This is a genomic window from Paraburkholderia sp. JPY419, assembly GCF_050435705.1.
Classification (GTDB): Bacteria; Pseudomonadota; Gammaproteobacteria; order Burkholderiales; family Burkholderiaceae; genus Paraburkholderia; species Paraburkholderia youngii.
The window spans coordinates 129470-145659 of the sequence record NZ_JBNDKV010000004.1 but is presented as its reverse complement, the minus strand read 5'-3'; the positions used below and the strand labels follow the sequence as shown (position 1 = coordinate 145659).

15 protein-coding genes and 3 pseudogenes are annotated in these 16190 nt (G+C 62.4%); 5 read left to right on the top strand and 13 right to left on the bottom strand.

The genetic code is table 11. The features are described from left to right. Positions 1-128: 128 nt before the first annotated feature. From QFZ91_RS29170 to QFZ91_RS29160, 3 genes and pseudogenes are all read right to left on the bottom strand, one after another. On the bottom strand, positions 129-1031 hold the full coding sequence (locus QFZ91_RS29170; protein WP_429569267.1) for a LysR family transcriptional regulator: 903 nt from the start codon (positions 1029-1031) through the stop codon (positions 129-131). Positions 1032-1082: 51 nt separating this feature from the next. Beyond that, entirely contained in the window at positions 1083-1241 is a 159-nt protein-coding gene (locus tag QFZ91_RS29165; RefSeq protein WP_429569266.1) for a hypothetical protein, read from the bottom strand. A gap of 32 nt (positions 1242-1273) precedes the next feature. Next, a pseudogene (locus tag QFZ91_RS29160) lies at positions 1274-1567 on the bottom strand (MFS transporter); the annotation flags it as partial. Between the two features lie 756 nt (positions 1568-2323). Here QFZ91_RS29160 and QFZ91_RS29155 point away from each other — a divergent pair. Both QFZ91_RS29155 and QFZ91_RS29150 read left to right on the top strand, forming a co-directional pair. Continuing rightward, positions 2324-3189 (top strand): annotated as a pseudogene (locus tag QFZ91_RS29155) (MBL fold metallo-hydrolase). Further along, positions 3186-3395, top strand: a complete 210-nt coding sequence (locus QFZ91_RS29150; RefSeq protein ID WP_429569265.1) for a hypothetical protein — start codon at positions 3186-3188, stop codon at positions 3393-3395. The pseudogene QFZ91_RS29155 and the gene QFZ91_RS29150 overlap by 4 nt, the downstream one beginning before the upstream one ends. Before the next feature lie 310 nt (positions 3396-3705). Here QFZ91_RS29150 and QFZ91_RS29145 read toward each other — a convergent pair whose 3' ends face one another. From QFZ91_RS29145 to QFZ91_RS29125, 5 genes are all read right to left on the bottom strand, one after another. Further along, on the bottom strand, positions 3706-4347 hold the full coding sequence (locus QFZ91_RS29145) for an HD domain-containing protein (RefSeq protein ID WP_429569264.1): 642 nt from the start codon (positions 4345-4347) through the stop codon (positions 3706-3708). Between the two features lie 139 nt (positions 4348-4486). Further along, positions 4487-5563: a sulfate/molybdate ABC transporter ATP-binding protein gene (locus QFZ91_RS29140; RefSeq protein ID WP_429569263.1), complete on the bottom strand. Its 1077-nt coding sequence runs from the start codon at positions 5561-5563 to the stop codon at positions 4487-4489. Positions 5564-5577: 14 nt separating this feature from the next. After that, positions 5578-6543, bottom strand: coding sequence for a sulfate ABC transporter permease subunit CysW (gene cysW, locus QFZ91_RS29135; protein WP_429569262.1), 966 nt, complete (start codon positions 6541-6543; stop codon positions 5578-5580). Beyond that, complete coding sequence (cysT, locus tag QFZ91_RS29130; protein ID WP_176384199.1) at positions 6540-7430, bottom strand: sulfate ABC transporter permease subunit CysT; 891 nt, start codon at positions 7428-7430, stop codon at positions 6540-6542. Before cysT ends, cysW begins: the two co-directional genes overlap by 4 nt. 106 nt (positions 7431-7536) lie before the next feature. After that, on the bottom strand, positions 7537-8547 hold the full coding sequence (locus QFZ91_RS29125; RefSeq protein WP_429570897.1) for a sulfate ABC transporter substrate-binding protein: 1011 nt from the start codon (positions 8545-8547) through the stop codon (positions 7537-7539). An 827-nt stretch (positions 8548-9374) separates the two neighbouring features. Here QFZ91_RS29125 and mctP point away from each other — a divergent pair. From mctP to QFZ91_RS29110, 3 genes and pseudogenes are all read left to right on the top strand, one after another. Beyond that, positions 9375-10894, top strand: a pseudogene (gene mctP, locus QFZ91_RS29120) (monocarboxylate uptake permease MctP). After that, positions 10788-11570 carry a class I SAM-dependent methyltransferase gene (locus QFZ91_RS29115; RefSeq protein WP_429569261.1) on the top strand — a complete coding sequence of 261 codons (783 nt, stop codon included), beginning with the start codon at positions 10788-10790 and terminating at the stop codon, positions 11568-11570. Before mctP ends, QFZ91_RS29115 begins: the two are co-directional and overlap by 107 nt. A gap of 23 nt (positions 11571-11593) precedes the next feature. Further along, a complete protein-coding gene (locus QFZ91_RS29110; RefSeq protein WP_368715066.1) occupies positions 11594-11749 on the top strand; it encodes a hypothetical protein in 156 nt (51 codons plus the stop codon). A 6-nt stretch (positions 11750-11755) separates the two neighbouring features. Here QFZ91_RS29110 and QFZ91_RS29105 read toward each other — a convergent pair whose 3' ends face one another. The 5 genes from QFZ91_RS29105 to QFZ91_RS29085 all read right to left on the bottom strand — a co-directional run bounded on the left by QFZ91_RS29105 (position 11756) and on the right by QFZ91_RS29085 (position 16183). Next, positions 11756-12070, bottom strand: a complete 315-nt coding sequence (locus QFZ91_RS29105) for a S41 family peptidase (RefSeq protein WP_429569260.1) — start codon at positions 12068-12070, stop codon at positions 11756-11758. After that, positions 12040-12975, bottom strand: coding sequence for a zinc-dependent alcohol dehydrogenase family protein (locus tag QFZ91_RS29100; RefSeq protein WP_429569259.1), 936 nt, complete (start codon positions 12973-12975; stop codon positions 12040-12042). The genes QFZ91_RS29105 and QFZ91_RS29100 overlap by 31 nt, the downstream gene beginning before the upstream one ends. A 263-nt stretch (positions 12976-13238) precedes the next feature. Continuing rightward, positions 13239-13718, bottom strand: a complete 480-nt coding sequence (locus QFZ91_RS29095; RefSeq protein ID WP_429569258.1) for a tautomerase family protein — start codon at positions 13716-13718, stop codon at positions 13239-13241. A 128-nt stretch (positions 13719-13846) separates the two neighbouring features. Beyond that, the gene (locus tag QFZ91_RS29090) at positions 13847-14731 is read right to left on the bottom strand and encodes a 3-keto-5-aminohexanoate cleavage protein (protein WP_429569257.1); all 885 of its coding nucleotides are present in this window, start codon (positions 14729-14731) and stop codon (positions 13847-13849) included. Positions 14732-14776: 45 nt separating this feature from the next. After that, a complete protein-coding gene (locus QFZ91_RS29085; RefSeq protein WP_429569256.1) occupies positions 14777-16183 on the bottom strand; it encodes an NAD-dependent succinate-semialdehyde dehydrogenase in 1407 nt (468 codons plus the stop codon). Positions 16184-16190: the final 7 nt, after the last annotated feature.

Genomic DNA, 16190 nt, shown 5'->3' with positions numbered 1-16190 from the left:
CGCGAGGGTGCCGCCGCAAGAACGCGACGGTCATACCTGGTTTCGCAAAAGACGAAAGGGGGTGCTCTGTGTGCGAGGGCGCCGAGCGCGTCGAGGGCGTCGAGGGCGGCGACGACCGCGCTCATGCTTCAGCGACCGGACACGCGCGGTCCGGCGGTGAGCGCGGCTTCGACGCGGCGCAGCGTCTGCGCCTGCGCATGACCTTCCACGCAAGACAGCACGTAACTGCGCTGATGCCAGTCACCCGCGAGCTCGACGACGCCGAGGCCGTCCTCGGGATGGAAGCTGCGCAGCACGTCGGGCGGCATCAGACCCACGCCGAGCCCATGCCGCACGACTGCGAGCATCGTGTCGAAGCCGTTGACCAGATAGTCGCAATCGAAGCGGCGGCCGCGGCTGTGGAACGCGCGCTGCACGGCGGCGAGGATCGCCGAGCCCTTGCCGAGACTGACAAGCGGCAGTTCGAGCAATGCGTCGAGCGAAACGGGCTGTGGATCAAGGTTGAAATGTGCGCGGCTATACACGAGCACCAGCCGGTCCTCGCGATAGCGCAATTGCGGCAGGTCGAGGAAACCGCTCTTCTTTTCATAGACGCCGATGTCGATCATTTTGTCGCGCAACATCTGCTGCACGATGCGGCTGTTCTCTTCGATAATCTTCAGCGAGATGCCTGGATAGGCATGCTGGATCGCGGCGATATCCGCGGCGAGAAATTCGATGATCACGGCTTTCGGCGCGCCGATGACGATGCGCCCGTCGAAGCCGCTCACGAGCGCCTGCGCCTCGCTCGCGAGCCGGTCAACCAGCGTGTCGACCTGCTGCAGATACCCGAGCAGCTTGCCGCCCGATTCGGTCACTTCTACCCCATGCGGCACGCGTCTGAAGAGTTTCGTGCCGAGTTGCTCCTCGAGATCCGTCACTCGCCGCGACGCCGCCGCGACGGCAAGGCCCAACCGGTTGGCCGCCCGCGAGATGCTGCCCTCTTCGACCATGGCGACGATGAGACGAACGGTGGTGGTGTCGACTTTCATGCGCTGACATGAGGACCGGGGCTGGGGGGAGCGCCATGTTACCGCACTCCGTTACCCCGGACCGTACGCGCCAAAGCGAAGCCTTCGTGCGCTGCGCGTCACCGCGCGAAGGCTTCCACGACGACAGCCGGGCGAAGCTTTATGGCTGACACGTTCGTGCGTGAACTTCAGCGTCACGACGGTGATGAGACCCAGCACGATCAGGAACATGGCTACCGGCCAGTTAAGCCTGGTAGTGCGCGAGACGCGCGCCGTCCGTAGCGATCGCCGGCATGCCCGAACACGATGCCGCCGAGCGGACGCGCGACGAAGCCGATCGCGAATGCGGCGAACGCGCCGATGGTGCCGATCAGCGGGTCCGCGTGCGCGGGAAAGAACAGTTGCCCGAGCACGAGCGCGGCGGCCGTGCCGCATACAAAAAAGCCGTACCACTCCATCGCGTTGCCGGCCACCGACGCGATGATGATTTTCCTGAGTGCGCGAACCGACTCTGCCGTGGCGCGCCCGGCCGTGATCGGGGATTGAACGGAATACATGTCTGCTCGCCTCTGAATTGGGGGATTGCGGCCTTTGAAAAAGGGCTTCGCACGGTGTAGGCAGTGTCAAGGCGACAGATAGCCGCGTCAAATTAGCCGAAAAGCAGGACGGGTACCAGCCGAATCCTTGACGGTGATCTCGACGTCGCTCGGTTTGGTGAGCGTTGCCGACGCCAGAAACGCGCGCAACTGCTCGGCGGCCTTTGGATCTTCGCGGGCCAGTACCGTGTGTTGCGCAGTAGCCCAAGCGTCAACAGTCTATCCCATGGATTCGCGCTCAGCTCTGTCCGTTGGCCATTGCCAGCCCACCGACTGTGCTCCGTTGGATTTGCCGTGATCCGAAGAAGCAATCTTCAACTCCGAGATGCGACGAGGTGAGAATTCGCCGCTCAATACGGCAACCCTAACCTGTACCATGCAGTGCGCCCCTTCGTCGGTCCAGCGCATCTGTCTTTTCTTGGCTGGAGATGACCCGCTTCCGTGGGCGGTTAAGCGGTTGACTTTTGATCGGGCTGATTCCCTCCGGTTTGGGCAGTGCCGCGAGTTGTGCACGGCCGGTCGGCGGGTCGCCTATTACGACCACGACGTCGGCCGGCGGTGGGCAACTCGCCATTGATGCAGATTCGGTTGTGTTCGTCATGAAGTTGCTCATAGCGCATCGGCGAGTGGTAACCGATGCCGCGCCCGATATGCAACGCACGTTTTTTCTCGTGCGTGCCTCGTGCATGTAGTGCATCGCGTGTCAGGAGATTATCTATGCTTCCTCAAGTTCAATCCTTTCACGACGTAGTGACGGGCACCGTCAGTCACGTCGTTTATGCGGGCGTCGGTTCGTCCTGCGCCGTAATTGATTCCGTGCTGGATTACGACGCGGTGTCGGGACGCACATCGACGGCCTCGCTCGATCGCATCGTCATGTTTATCCGAGAGTACCAACTGGATGTCACATGGATTCTCGAAACGCATGCGCATGCGGATCATCTGTCGGGCGCGGTCGAGTTGAAGCGCCACGTGGGCGGAACCATCGCGATCAGCGAGCGTATCACCGACGTGCGTTCGCTGTTCTCGGCGACGTTCGATCTCGCCGACGAACACGGTTTCGATCATCTGTTCGGCCCTGACGAGGAGTTCGCGCTCGGCACGCTGCGGGCGCGCGCGATTCCGACGCCGGGACAGACGCCCGCCGACATGGCCTATCTGATTGGCGATGCGTTGTTCGTTGGCGATACGTTGTTCATGCCCGACCTCGGCACGGCGCGTTGCGATTTCCCGGGTGGCGACGCGAGAACGCTCTATGTGTCGATCCGGCGGCTGCTGGCGCTGCCCGCATCGACTCGCGCATTCGTCTGTCACGACTACCCGCCTGCGAGGCGAGGCGTGCGCTTTTCGGCGACGATCGCCGAACAACGTCAACACAATATTCATGTGCGAGAGGGCATCGGCGAAAGCGAGTTCGTTGCGATGCGAACGACGCGCGATCCACGCTGAAGGAGCCCGCGCTGCTATACCCTGCGATGCGGGTGAATCTGCACGGCGGACATCCGCTCGCCGCCGACAACAATGGCCGCCTCATGACGCGGCTTCCGGTCGAAGAAGCCCATTTCGTGGAGGGGGGCTCGTGATCAAGGCGCTGCGCCTGTTGTTTGGGCGCGCCCGTCCTGGCGGCGGCATCGCGTTGTGCGCCGACCCGGAAGCGGCGAACGGCGGATGCATCGATGGAGAGGCAATACCGCCGTCCGCGGATACCGGCGCGACATCTGTCGTGCCGACCGACGAAGAGATCGAACTCATGCGCTATCTGCTGCTGCCGATCGCTGCTGCCTATTGAACGCGGCATTGCTGATCGCCAATGAAAACCGTTGACGCGAGATCGGACCGCCTCGCTGCGGCGGTCGGCCGTTTGTCGCGCGACTTGCTTTGAGGACCCTTCCAGCTGCGAAATCAAGCAAGACTCAACACGTCCAGTTCGCGCAAGCGCAATGCCGGATCAATCGCCATACGCCTTCTGCCCGCGATCCTGGTGCTGTTGGTCCTGGTCGCGAATGCGTTCGTTCTTGGCATCGCAGCATAGGTGCGCATCGCCACTCGCGCCCGCAGATCCCATGATGCATCTGGCGCAGTTGAAAAGCCGGGGTGTATCAACTATCAAATGGCGCGTTCTCGATAAGATCGCACACGTTGGGGCAGGAGAAGCCGTGCACGTGGCGGTGTCCAATATCCACGAGCCCCGTACCGATTGCAGTATGAGGCTTGCGAGCGACCACTGCGGTCAGCGCTTCGATGAACGAGGTCTTCATTCCCACGCGCGGATACAGCTCCAGAATTTCGTCGACAAGCGAAGGCGTGATTTCGTCGAGACGCAGCCCAAACACATCGACATGGGTGCCGAAATGAATCAGCGCAACTTCCGGTTGCTTGCGATCTGCAATTCCCGCCGACGTATGCAGTGCGATCGCATCCCAGACCAAGTCAACCTTGTCCGTGGGATAGTGGTTGCCTTCGAGAAAGCGGCTGGCGGCATCCGCACCGTCGACTTCGAATCGCTGCTCACCCGCGTACTGTGATGTGAGTCCGAGGTCGTGCAGCAGGGCTGCGAGATACACCAGTTCGCGGTCGTATTTCATTCCCCGTTTCTTGCCGATGAATTCGGCGAACCACCATGTCCGGTGCACGTGGTGCAGCAATGCTGACGAATGGATCTGCTCGACCAGGGAGGCCGCCTTCTGCGCAAGTTGAGAGTCCGGCGCGATGACTCCTCCGACCGTCAATGGGTGCTTCATCACTTCACCTCTTGCAAGGGGGGATTCCAGTTCAAGTGATTCTCCGGGCTGCGAGGAGAACACCGTACGTTCAATTTACTATTCCCAACACCATCCGCAACGACAATGTGCCATGCGCACCCATGCTGCCTCAGGGAACTCAAATCGCGCGAAACACGCGTAGCAAGCGAGGCACGGCGGTGACGCCGTCGCCGACTTCGAGCCGCAGCGCGCGCCAGGCGTCGCGATCGAGCTCGGCCTTGAGCAAGTTGCCGCCGCGGACTTCGAGCTCGACGCGCACCGAGCCGCCGAAGGTCATGACACGCCGCACGTTGACGACGATACCGCCATCTGGCACTTCGCGCTCCCCGCTGGCGCCGGCGCGCGGGTAAAGCGCCAGATCGTGCGGACGCACGTAAGCGCGCGCCGGCCCCGAGAAGTCGGCGGTGACCGAGATCGGCTGCGCCGCGCCGTCCGCGACGAAGCCGGCTGCTTCGACGCGGCCGCTCAGGCGATTCGCGGCGCCGAGGAACTCGTAGACGAACGACGTCCGCGGACGGTCGTACAAGTCCTGCGGCGCGCCGGCCTGCTCGACGCGCCCGTGGTTCATGACGACGATGCGGTCGGCCACCTCGAGCGCCTCCTCCTGGTCGTGCGTGACGAAGATCGTCGAGATATGGAGCTCGTCGTGCAGGCGTCGCAGCCAGCTGCGCAGCTCCTTGCGGACTTTCGCGTCGAGCGCGCCGAACGGCTCGTCGAGCAGCAGCACCTTCGGCTCGACGGCGAGCGCTCGAGCGAGCGCGGTCCGCTGCCGCTGGCCGCCCGACAGCTCGGACGGATAGCGCTGCGGGAACCCGTCGAGCTGCACGAGACGCAGCAGCTCGCGCACCTTGTCGCGAATCGCCGACTCCGAGGGACGCTGCCCGCGCGGCTTCACACGCAGCCCGAACGCGACGTTCTCGAACACAGTCATGTGCCGGAACAGCGCGTAATGCTGGAACACGAAGCCGATCTGCCGCTCGCGCGCGCCGACCGGGCCGACGTCCTGCCCTTGCAGCACGACCTGCCCCGCATCGGCATGCTCGAGTCCCGCAACCACCCGCAAGAGCGTCGTCTTGCCACAGCCGGACGGGCCGAGCAGCGCGACGAGTTCACCCGGCGGAAAATCGAGCGACACGTCGTTAAGCGCGGTGAAGTTGCCGAAGCGCTTTTGCAGGTTGCGAACGGTAATGCCCATGGTGGAATTCCTCCTTATTGGACCAGCTGGGTGGCGCCGCGCACCGTGACGGCGGCCTGCGGGCGGACGGCGGCGCCCGCGACGCTCGCCGCGCCCTCGCCGGCACCGTCGGCAAGCGAACGCTCCCGCGCCATCCCACGCTCGGCGAGCAGCTTCAGGCCGAGCGTCACGAGCGCGAGCAGCGCGAGCAGTGACGCCACGGCGAACGCGGCCGAAAAGTTGTACTCGTTGTAAAGGATCTCGACGTGGAGCGGCATCGTATCGGTCTGGCCGCGGATGTGTCCCGAGACGACAGAGACCGCGCCGAACTCGCCCATCGCGCGGGCGTTGCAGAGAATCACGCCGTACAGGAGGCCCCATTTGACGTTCGGCAGCGTCACGCGGCGAAAGATCTGCCAGCCCGACGCGCCGAGCACGTGTGCGGCCTCCTCCTCGTCGCTGCCCTGCGCCTGCATGAGCGGGATCAGCTCGCGCGCAACGAACGGGAAAGTCACGAAGATGGTCGCGAGAACGATGCCCGGCACCGCGAAGATGATCTGCACATCGTGACCGGCAAGCCAGGTGCCGAACCACCCTTGCGCGCCGAACATCAGCACATAGAGGAGCCCCGAGATCACCGGCGAGACCGAGAACGGCAGATCGATCAGCGTCGTCAGGAGCGCCTTGCCCCTGAACTCGAACTTCGCGATCGCCCACGACGCCGCAATTCCGAACGCGAGATTCAGCGGCACGGCGACCGCCGCGACGAAGAGCGTGAGCCTGATCGCGGACCATGCGTCGGGATCGGCGAGCGACGCGAGGTAGAAGCCGACGCCCTTTGCAAAAGCCTCATAGAAGACGGCCGCGAGCGGCACGACGAGAAAAAGCGCGAGGAACGCTAGCGCCGTGCCGGTCAGGAGCCAGCGGACCGCGCGCCGTTCCGTGACGGGGTCCGGACGGCGCGCGGCGGACCCTGCGGTTTTGGTTGCGGGCCGGGTCATCGCGTGCCTCCTTCGGCCACGGGCGCGGCGCTCGCCGGCGCGGAGGACGCCATCCGGCTCGTGCGCCGCTGCAATGACCATTGCAGCGTGTTGATCATGAGCAACATCAGAAACGAGGCGACCAGCATCACGACCGCGAGCGCCGTCGCGCCCGCGTAGTCGTACTGCTCGAGCTTCGTGATGATGAGGAGCGACATGATCTCCGATTTCATCGGCACGTTACCCGCGATGAAGATCACCGAGCCGTACTCCCCAAGCGCGCGCGCAAACGCGAGCGCGAAGCCGGTCAGGAGCGCGGGCGCGAGCGCCGGCAGCACGACGCGCCGGAATGTGAGCCAGCGCGACGCGCCGAGGCACGCGGCGGCCTCCTCCTGCTCGCGCTCGAACTCTTCGAGTACCGGCTGCACCGTCCGCACGACGAACGGCAGGCCGATGAATGTCAGCGCGATGAGCACGCCGAGCGGCGTGAACGCGACTTTGATGTCGAGCGGCTCGAGGAACCGGCCGATCCATCCGTTGCGCGAATAGACGGCGGCAAGCGAGATGCCGGCCACCGCGGTCGGCAGCGCGAGCGGTAAATCGACCACGGCGTCGACGATGCGCTTGCCCGGAAATGGATAGCGCACGAGCACCCACGCGACGAGCAGGCCGAACCCGGCGTTCAGCAGTGCGCCGCCGAACGCGGCGGAAAACGTCAGACGGTAGGACGCCAGCACGCGCGGCGCGCTAACCGCGTACACAAATGGATTCCAGTGCAGCGTGGCTGTCTTCAGGAACGTCGCGGCGAGCGGAATCAGCACCACGAGGCTCAGATACGCCACCGTGATACCAAGCGTCACGCCAAAGCCGGGCAGCGCGCTCGGCTTGCGAAAAGTGAAGGTCGTCATGTTGATGCTCTTTCAGGTGCGGCTCGATGAAGCCGATCAGCGGGCTGGCGCGTCGCGACGCGCGCGTCCCCTTACGTCCCGGTCGTGCCAGCCGGGGCCTCGCGCCTTACTGCGGCTGGTAGATCGAATCGAATACGCCGCCGTCGGCGAAGTGCGTCTTCTGCGCATTGGCCCAGCCGCCGAACGTGTCGTCAACCGTGTACAGCTTGAGCTTCGGGAACCTGTCCGTGAGCACGGGCGGCACCCTATTCGAGCGCGGACGGTAGAAGTTCTTCGCGGCAATCTCCTGCCCTTCCTCGCTATAGAGAAACTGCAGGTAGGCCTCGGCGACCTTGCGCGTGCCGCGCTTGTCGACCACTTTGTCCACCACTGCAACCGGCGGTTCCGCGAGAATGCTCGCCGACGGCACGACGATTTCAAACCTGTCGGCGCCGAACTCCTTGCGCGCGAGAAACGCGTCGCTTTCCCAGGCGATCAGCACGTCGCCGATCCCGCGCTGCGCGAAGCTCGTCGTCGCGCCTCGTCCGCTCGAATCAAGCACGCCCGCGTTCTTGTACAGCTCCGTGACGAACGCCTTACCCGCCTGCGCATTGCCGCCCGGCTGGTGCACCGCGTACGCCCAGGCCGCGAGGTAGTTCCAGCGCGCTCCGCCTGAGGTTTTCGGGTTCGGCGTCACGATCGAGACGCCGGGCTTCACGAGGTCGTCCCAATCCTTGATGTGCCTGGGATTGCCCTCGCGCACGAGAAACACGATCGTCGACGTGTAGGGCGACGCATTGTCGGGCAGGCGCTTCTGCCAGTTCCTGTCGATGAGGCCGCGCTCGGCCAGCACGTCTATGTCGTAGGCGAGCGCGAGCGTCACGACGTCGGCCTGCAGGCCATCGAGGACCGAGCGCGCCTGCGCGCCCGAGCCGCCGTGCGACTGATTGAAGGCCACCGTCTCGCCGGTCCGCGCCTGCCATGTCTTGCCAAACGCCCGGTTGACGTCCTGATACAGCTCGCGCGTCGAGTCATACGATACGTTCAGGAGCGCCCCGCTCCCCGCATGTGCGTTGCCAGTCAGGCACGTTGCCAACGCGACGTACAGGACAAGCGCTGCAATCCGCTTCCAGATCATTCCTGCAGGCACAAAACCGTGAAGTCTCCGCCCTGTTCTTCCGGACGTCATTCGCTCATAAATCATTTGCATACCAATTCCGATTTGAATCCAGATCCTTCTGGCCAGGGTCGCCGGGTCGAAGGACGCTTTCCCATACGCCGCCGATGCGCGTCAATAGCATCGGCGGCGCGCCACGATGCTGCGAGGGAGCACTGTTGCTTCCAGCAGCGTCAGAGGTGGACCAGCCTCGCGATCGATATTCCCGCGCCACAAAATATGTCATTCTCGTCACGACAGTCACGGCCAACCATTCGAGCGTCATCATAAGAAGCAACCATCGACCGAAAAACCCTTCTGACGCACTTGACTGTCTCCATCAGGAAACGATGATCGAACGATTGACTGATATGCCAGACGGTTTCGCCTGGCAGACGCCGCGCCATAGCGTGCACTCTGAAAAATTTCCCTGGGTAGCAGTCGTGGCAATGGAGCGCGCAAATCGATTGTTTCCGTGAGGCGCAAATGAGTTGTGTTTGCGCTAGTTTTCCGACGGTGAGATGTGGGTAGACTCAAATCCATGAAGTCGATGGATCTCTGTGAGGAAGCGCCGAAAGCCATCATGAGATGCACGTAAGCATGCCGGTACACCCTCCACTCTCCGGCGCCTTTGTTTCCCTCTCGCCCAGCGCATGTACTGGCTGTGGCGGCTGGCCCTTCTTCTACTGGTGGCAAGCCGCCTGCGTTCTTGCTGGCGCGCTTCGTACAGGCATGGCCAATGTCCTCGACGTACCAGCTGCTCCCGAACCGGTGGGCGAGAATCCGGCGTACGAAGAGGGGCACACGGCATGAGCACGCCTATCCTCGTCTTCGTTGCACTGTTCGTCCTAGTCAGCATGCCCGGCATGTTTGCGTCACGATGGCGGCGTGCCGATCTCTCCGGTATTCAGGAATGGGGACTGGCTGGCCGGCGCTTCGGCACGCTCATGAGCTGGTTTCTGATCGGCGGTGACCTGTACACGGCGTACACCTTCGTTGCCGTACCCGCGCTTCGTATTCGCCGCGGGAGCCGCGGGATGCTTTGCAATTCCGAACGTCGCCATCGCATTTCCGCTCGGCTTCCTCGTGCTGCCGCGCCTATGGCGCGCTGCACGCCAGCACGGACACAAGACGGTCGCCGACTTCGTCGAACACCGATTCAGGAGCCGGCCGCTTGCGCTCGGAATCGCGCTGACCGCATTCTGGCCACCATGCCCTATATCGCCTTGCAGCTTGTGGGCATTCAGGTCACGTTGGGCGCGCTCGGCTTTCCCACGCACGGGTGGCAGGGCGAGTTACCGCTTCTCGTCGCGTTCGGCGTGCTTGCCATCTACCCGTGGTCGAGCGGCCTTCGCGCGCCAGCCATCATCGCGGTGGCCAAGGACCTGCTGATCTATACGACCGTCATCGGCGCTATCGCCGTCATTCCTGCAAGGCTCGGCGGCTTCGGGCATATGTTCGAAACCTTGCCCGCAGCGAAGCTGCTGCTCAAGGCACCGGACGCCACTGGCCTCAATGGCCACTCGAGCTACGCGACATTCGCACTCGGATCCGCGCTCGCATTGCTGCTGTATCCGCACGCAATGACCGCGACCCTGGCGTCGTCCTCCGACCGTGTCATTCGCCGCAACATGGCGCTGCTTCCCGCGTATTCGCTGATGCTCGTGTTCGTCGCGCTGCTCGGCGTGATGGCGCTTGTCGCGGGCGTCGGTGCAATGCCCGAGTATGCAGCCCAGTTCAAACAATACGGGCCCAACTTCGCGGTCTTTGCGCTGTTCCAGCACGTCTTCCCGCCCTGGTTCACCGGTATAGCCTTCGCGGCGATCGGCATCGGCGCGCTGGTCCCCGCCGCGATCATGTCGATTGCTGCAGCGAACCTCTTACTCGCAACGTGTGGCGGCCGTTCGCCGCCCGCGACTGCTCCGCCGCGCAGGAGACGCGGGTGGCACAGAAAGCCTCGCTGTTCGTCAAGTTCGGCGCGCTCGCCTTCGTGCTCTTCGTACCCGTTCAATTCGCAATCCAGTTGCAAGTATTGGGCGGCATCTGGATTACGCAAACGCTGCCCGCTGTCGTGTTCGGCCTGTTCGTGCCCTCGGCGCGTGCCCGAAGCCTTTTCGCAGGCCTCGTGGCCGGCCTCACCACCGGCACATCGATGGTCGCGCAAAGCGGCTTTCGCAGCGCCAGCTTCACCTTGCCTCTGGCTGGCGTCGCCGTGCCGGCCTATGCCGCCGTGCTCGCGCTTTTCGTCAATGTTGCCGTCGTGCTCGCTTGCTCGATACGGTCGGCCCACGCTCGAACCAAAGGAATCCAACGTGACTTGCAAACCTGAACCGATCGAAGCCGGGATGGTCGACGAACTTGTCCGCGACGCGCTGCTTTCGCAATTGCGCTGCCCCACCGGAGCAGTCGGAAAAGTTGTCGGCAATATGATGGAACGCGTCAACGCAGGCCTGATCGACGCGGCCTACCGCAAGCTTGATCCGCAAGCGGGAGATCGAATGCTCGAAATCGGACTCGGAAACGGCGGACATGTCGCCTCGGCGCTCGCCCTCGCACCTTTTCTGACGCTGACCGGCATTGACACATCGCCCACCATGATCGCGGCCGCTCGTTCGCGCAACGCAAAATTAATCGAGAGTGGACAGCTTCACCTCGAAACCGCCAGCGTGACGGACATGCCCTTTGAAAACGACGCATTCGACAGGGCCATTTCGATCAATTCCGTCTATTTCTGGCCAAATCTCACAGCCGCGTTGCGGAGGATACGTCGGGTGATGAGCGACGACGGCGTGCTGGTCATCGCCGCCATGACGCCCGAGGCTTCGCTCGCCATGCCGTTCGCCGAGCACGGCTTTCGTGTGTACGATCCGCTGACATATCGCAGGACGTGCTCCGACGCAGGATTCGAGTTCGTACATATCGGGCGCTACACCGAAAAGCGGGCCGTGCACGCAGCCGCTCAAACCGGTCGCGAGTTCCTTCTTGTTCGAGCCACTTGCAAATGATTCAACACGCTTCATGAAATTCCATGATTCCCAATGTTGAATCGTTCTACGACACCGCGACCGGCATCTTGAGCCATATCGCTTACGCCGGCACCCCATGCGCCGTGATCGATCCGGTTCCGGACTACGACGCTGGAACGGGTCGCACGATCAGTGCACCGAGCCTGCTTGCCGAATAGAACGGTTCAAGGTGCTCCATGCAGGGAATCTCTCACAAGCGCGATAGCTGCAGCTCTCTCCTCACCTGCAGGGACGGCGACGTCGGGTACCACGCCTTTGCCTTCCCATCCCACCGTGGAGTGAGGGGCAACCACCATTTTCACCGGAAGGACCATTCTCAATCCGTGTCCCAGTTCGATGTACGCAACGGCAATTCCAGCCCCGTAAGTACGCTGTCCGAAGATAGTGGCGCGTTTGAGATTTTGCATCGCGAACGCAAAACCTTCTGCAGCAGACGCCGTACGCGAATTTACAAGAATGTAGACTCTGGCATTCGGCATGCGTGGACCCGGCACATAGGCGTAGGTCCATTCCTGTTCGTCCTGACCTCGATCTTTATAGAACCCGTTAAGGTAAAACTTCTCTTCCCCGACCTTATAGAAGTATGAAGCCAGCAGCCAAGCGCGGCGCCCGTGCGGCCGGCGACGCAGTCAATCGCCTTCGCGATGCCATTGCCGCCAGTGGCCGTCTTCAACTGCTCGGACCAGTTTTGGTCCGCAGTGCATAGCACGACGTCACCCCCAAGCGCCTTGATTTCCGCGACTTGCTCTTCGCGGCGAACGAGGTTGATGGTGCGGAACCCCTGCGCTTTCGCGATCTGCAGGACGAGCCGACCGACCGTCGAGCCGGCCGCGCTCTGCACAAGGCAGTCGCCGCGCCCGAGCTGGTGCTCGCTCATCGTCATCGCCCATGCCGTCATCGGGTTGATGAGGGCCTGTGCTGCGTCCTCGTCGGAGATCGCCTGCGGTACAGGTATCGCACGGTCGGCCGGACTAATAACCTGCTCTCTCCAGGTTCCGGGCACGTCCAGCAAGACGACACGCTCGCCTATCCGCGTGCGAGGCACGTCGTTGCCCACGGCGTCGATGATGCCGACGCCCTCGGATCCCGGTGAAGCCGGCAGTTCCGGCTGACGCTCGCGGGCGAAACGACCACGGATGACGTGCAGGTCGGACGGGTGCACGGGCGCCAGCAGCATCCTCACGCGGACTTCGTCCGGCCCGGGCGTGGGATCGGCCGCATCACGCCAGTGAACCACCTCTGACGGCTCCCCGTTGCGTTCGAATATCAGGGCCTTACTGTCTCCTTCACCTGCGTAGGTATGAACGTACGATGCCCAACGGCTCGCGCCCTTTGGCAACGATGGGTGCCAGACACTTTCACGACGGACGGCGACTCGCTGCATGGCTACGCGTACTGCTACGGCCGCACTTCCAGGGCGAATAGTAAGAGGTGGTCAATAGGACGCGTGGCGGTCGGTTTATCGCGCTGCCCGGGTCGAGCCCGTCCGAAAATCGCTCCGGTTAACCGTGGAAAAATTCGGGCCACACAAACAAATCTCCGTTTTGATATCGAGCGATACCTGTAGAAAGACTGCGGCGAAAGCCCGGCTTTCACCGCAGTCGATTGAGTTCACGCCCCGGCTAGTTTCGGATCTGACTAATGCACTCAACCCTCGCTCGGCTCATATGGCGACGCCCGGTTTTCCAGCTTCCATTTCTTCTCAGCTTCCGTGTCAGGCCGAGGTGGTCGAATTCCATCGATCAACCACAGTTCTCGCGGCGTTTCGCCGACGTGCAGCTCGTAGTGATAGCCCCGCTCCTGGACAAATGGCGCAATCGCAGCGTTCGCCTTGCGCAACCACGACTCAGTCCACACGGGGTCCTTGGCAATGTGCCTGGCGAATTGATCTAATCGGATTCTGACAAAATCGTCCCGCGACACTCCCCCCATAAAGAAGGAGTCTTTCGGCTGTTCGTGAAACAGTACACCGACGTAGAAGCGGGGGATGATGTAAATGTCGGCAATTCGCTTCGCCATCTCCTGCTTGTCTTCTGCCGTGTAGGCACCGACGGGATGATAGATATTCCACAAAGGCATTTTTCTCTCCATGCATCGATAGATGCCGCGTTCCTTATTCCAGAGCATCCAGATCCCCTGAAACAAAGGATGAACCAGACATGAGTGAGGCGGCGGTATGAATAGCCAAAGGATAGGCTACCGTGTGAAACCAATGCTTTCGCAACGCAGCATTTTTAGTGAATTCAGTCCCGCATCTATTGACGATGAGGAAGGCTGAGTATTTTGCGCGTCTCGTCAGGTGTTGCCACGTCCGCGCCAATGCTTCTGACGATACTGACCGCGCGTTTGACCAGTGCGGCGTTGCCCGGCGCCAGTTCCCCTTTGGCAAGATAAAGGTTGTCCTCGAGGCCGACGCGGACATGTCCTCCCAGAATCACACTCTGCGCCACGATTGGAAATTGAGCGCGCGAGATGCCGAATGCCGACCAGCGGGCGTTCTCGGGCAGATAGCGTTTCATCTGCAGAAGGCTCTCGGTGTCGGCGGACGCGCCCCATGGCACGCCAAGACACAGCTGAAACAGCGGAGCCTGCAGAAGGCCCTGCGTTTCGATCAGGTGGCGCGCCAGCCGCACGTGGCCCAGATCGAATACCTCGATTTCTGGCTTCACGCCCGCTTCTTCAATCAAGGTTGCCATCTTGATCAGATGGTCGGGCACGTTCACGAATGCGCGACTGCCGAAGTTCATCGTCGCAATGTCCAGGGTGCAGATTTCCGGACGCAACTCGAGCACATGCCGCACGCGCGCCTCGGGCGTCATCATCGTACTCAGTTCGCTTCCCCGATTCGGGTCTTCGTCGCTGGGAACGAATCGTGCGCCTGGGCCCGTCGTCAGATTGATCAAAATCGGGCACCCGCTATCGCGGATGCGCGAGACGACTTCACCATAAAGCGACAACTCAGTGCTCGGAGCGCCTGTTTTGGGATCCCGTACGTGAATGTGCGCGATGCTCGCACCCGCTTCACACGCAGCGATGGCCTCATTGGCGATTTGCTCAGGCCTCACGGGCACTGCGGGGTTCAGCCGCGGTGTATCGTCGCTTCCTGTCAGTGCACAACTGATAATCGTCTTGCCTGTCATGATGTTCGTTCAAAAAGGTGGGAATTGAGCAATGCCATCGTGCGTTCATGCGGCCCGCGCGGGGCCGAACGGCGCCGCCCCAACGGGTGCAACCCTGATCAGCTTTTTGTTGACGAATTCGTCGAAGCCCAACTGAGACAGCTCCCCGCCAAAGCCTGAACGTTTGACACCACCGAACGGCAGTTCGGCCGCCGTGCCGAACGGCTGATTGATGAACACCATGCCGCTGTCGATCTGCGCGGCGACCCGCTCTCCGCGCTCGGTATCCGCAGTGAATACCGACGCACCGAGACCGTACGGCGTGCCGTTGGCAAGCGCAATTGCGGCTGCTTCGTCCTCGACGACGTGAAAGGCGGCCACCGGGCCGAACAACTCTTCGGCGAATACGGGATTCTGTGGCGAGATGTCGGTCAGGACAGTCGGCTGCAAATAGAAGCCCGGGCGCTCGACGCGCTTTCCGCCACACACGATGAACGCGCCATGCGAAGCCGCGCGATCGATTTGCTCAAGCAGCAGATTCAATGCGCGCTCGGAGGACAGCGGTGCGACTGCGGTGGCTGGATCGGCTGGATCGCCCGTCGACAGCGCGGCCATCTGCTTTGCGAAGCCTTTGAGGAAAGCGTCGCCGCGCGCCTTGCCGACCACGATGATTCGCTTGGATCCTACGCAACATTGACCCGCATTGAGCATTCGCCCCGCGACCGCGCTTTGAATCGCCCAATCGAGCGGCGCATCCTCGAGCACGATGAACGGATCGCTGCCGCCCAGTTCGAGAACGACTTTCTTCAGATTCCGGCCGGCACGCTCTGCAACGGCAGCGCCGGCGCGCTCGCTGCCCGTCAGTGTCACGCCCTGGACGCGCGGATCGTCAATGACTCGCCCCGCCTGGTCGATCGAAATGAACAGATTCGTATAGACGCCTTCGGGCGCGCCCGCTTCCTCGAACAACCGCGCAAAGGCCAATGCGGATTGCGGAACGCTTTCCGCATGTTTGAGCAGCAGGACGTTGCCGACCATCAGTTGCGGGCCGGCTACGCGCGCGATCTGGTAGTACGGAAAATTCCATGGCTCGATCCCGAAAAGCACGCCGATTGGCTCGATGTGCACGGTTGCGCCGGGCGCTTCCGCGAGTGGACGGGGTTGCAGATAGGTGCTCGCATGCTTTGCGTAGTAGTCGAGAATATTTGCAGACGATTCCACTTCCTTGCGCGCTTCGCCGCCACGCTTTCCCATTTCCAGCGTCAGATAGCCCGCATATTCGTCGGCCTTCCTGCGCAACAGCGCCGCCGCGCGCGACATGATGCGCGCCCGATCGCTGACGGGACGACGGCGCCAGTCAGTTTCGAACGCGCGCTGCGCGGCAGCGAGCTTCGTTTCCAGCGACTCGTCGGATATGTCGTCGTAGGTGGCAAGCAGTTCGCCGGTTGCAGGATTGATAGTCGTGTACGGCATGAAGTTC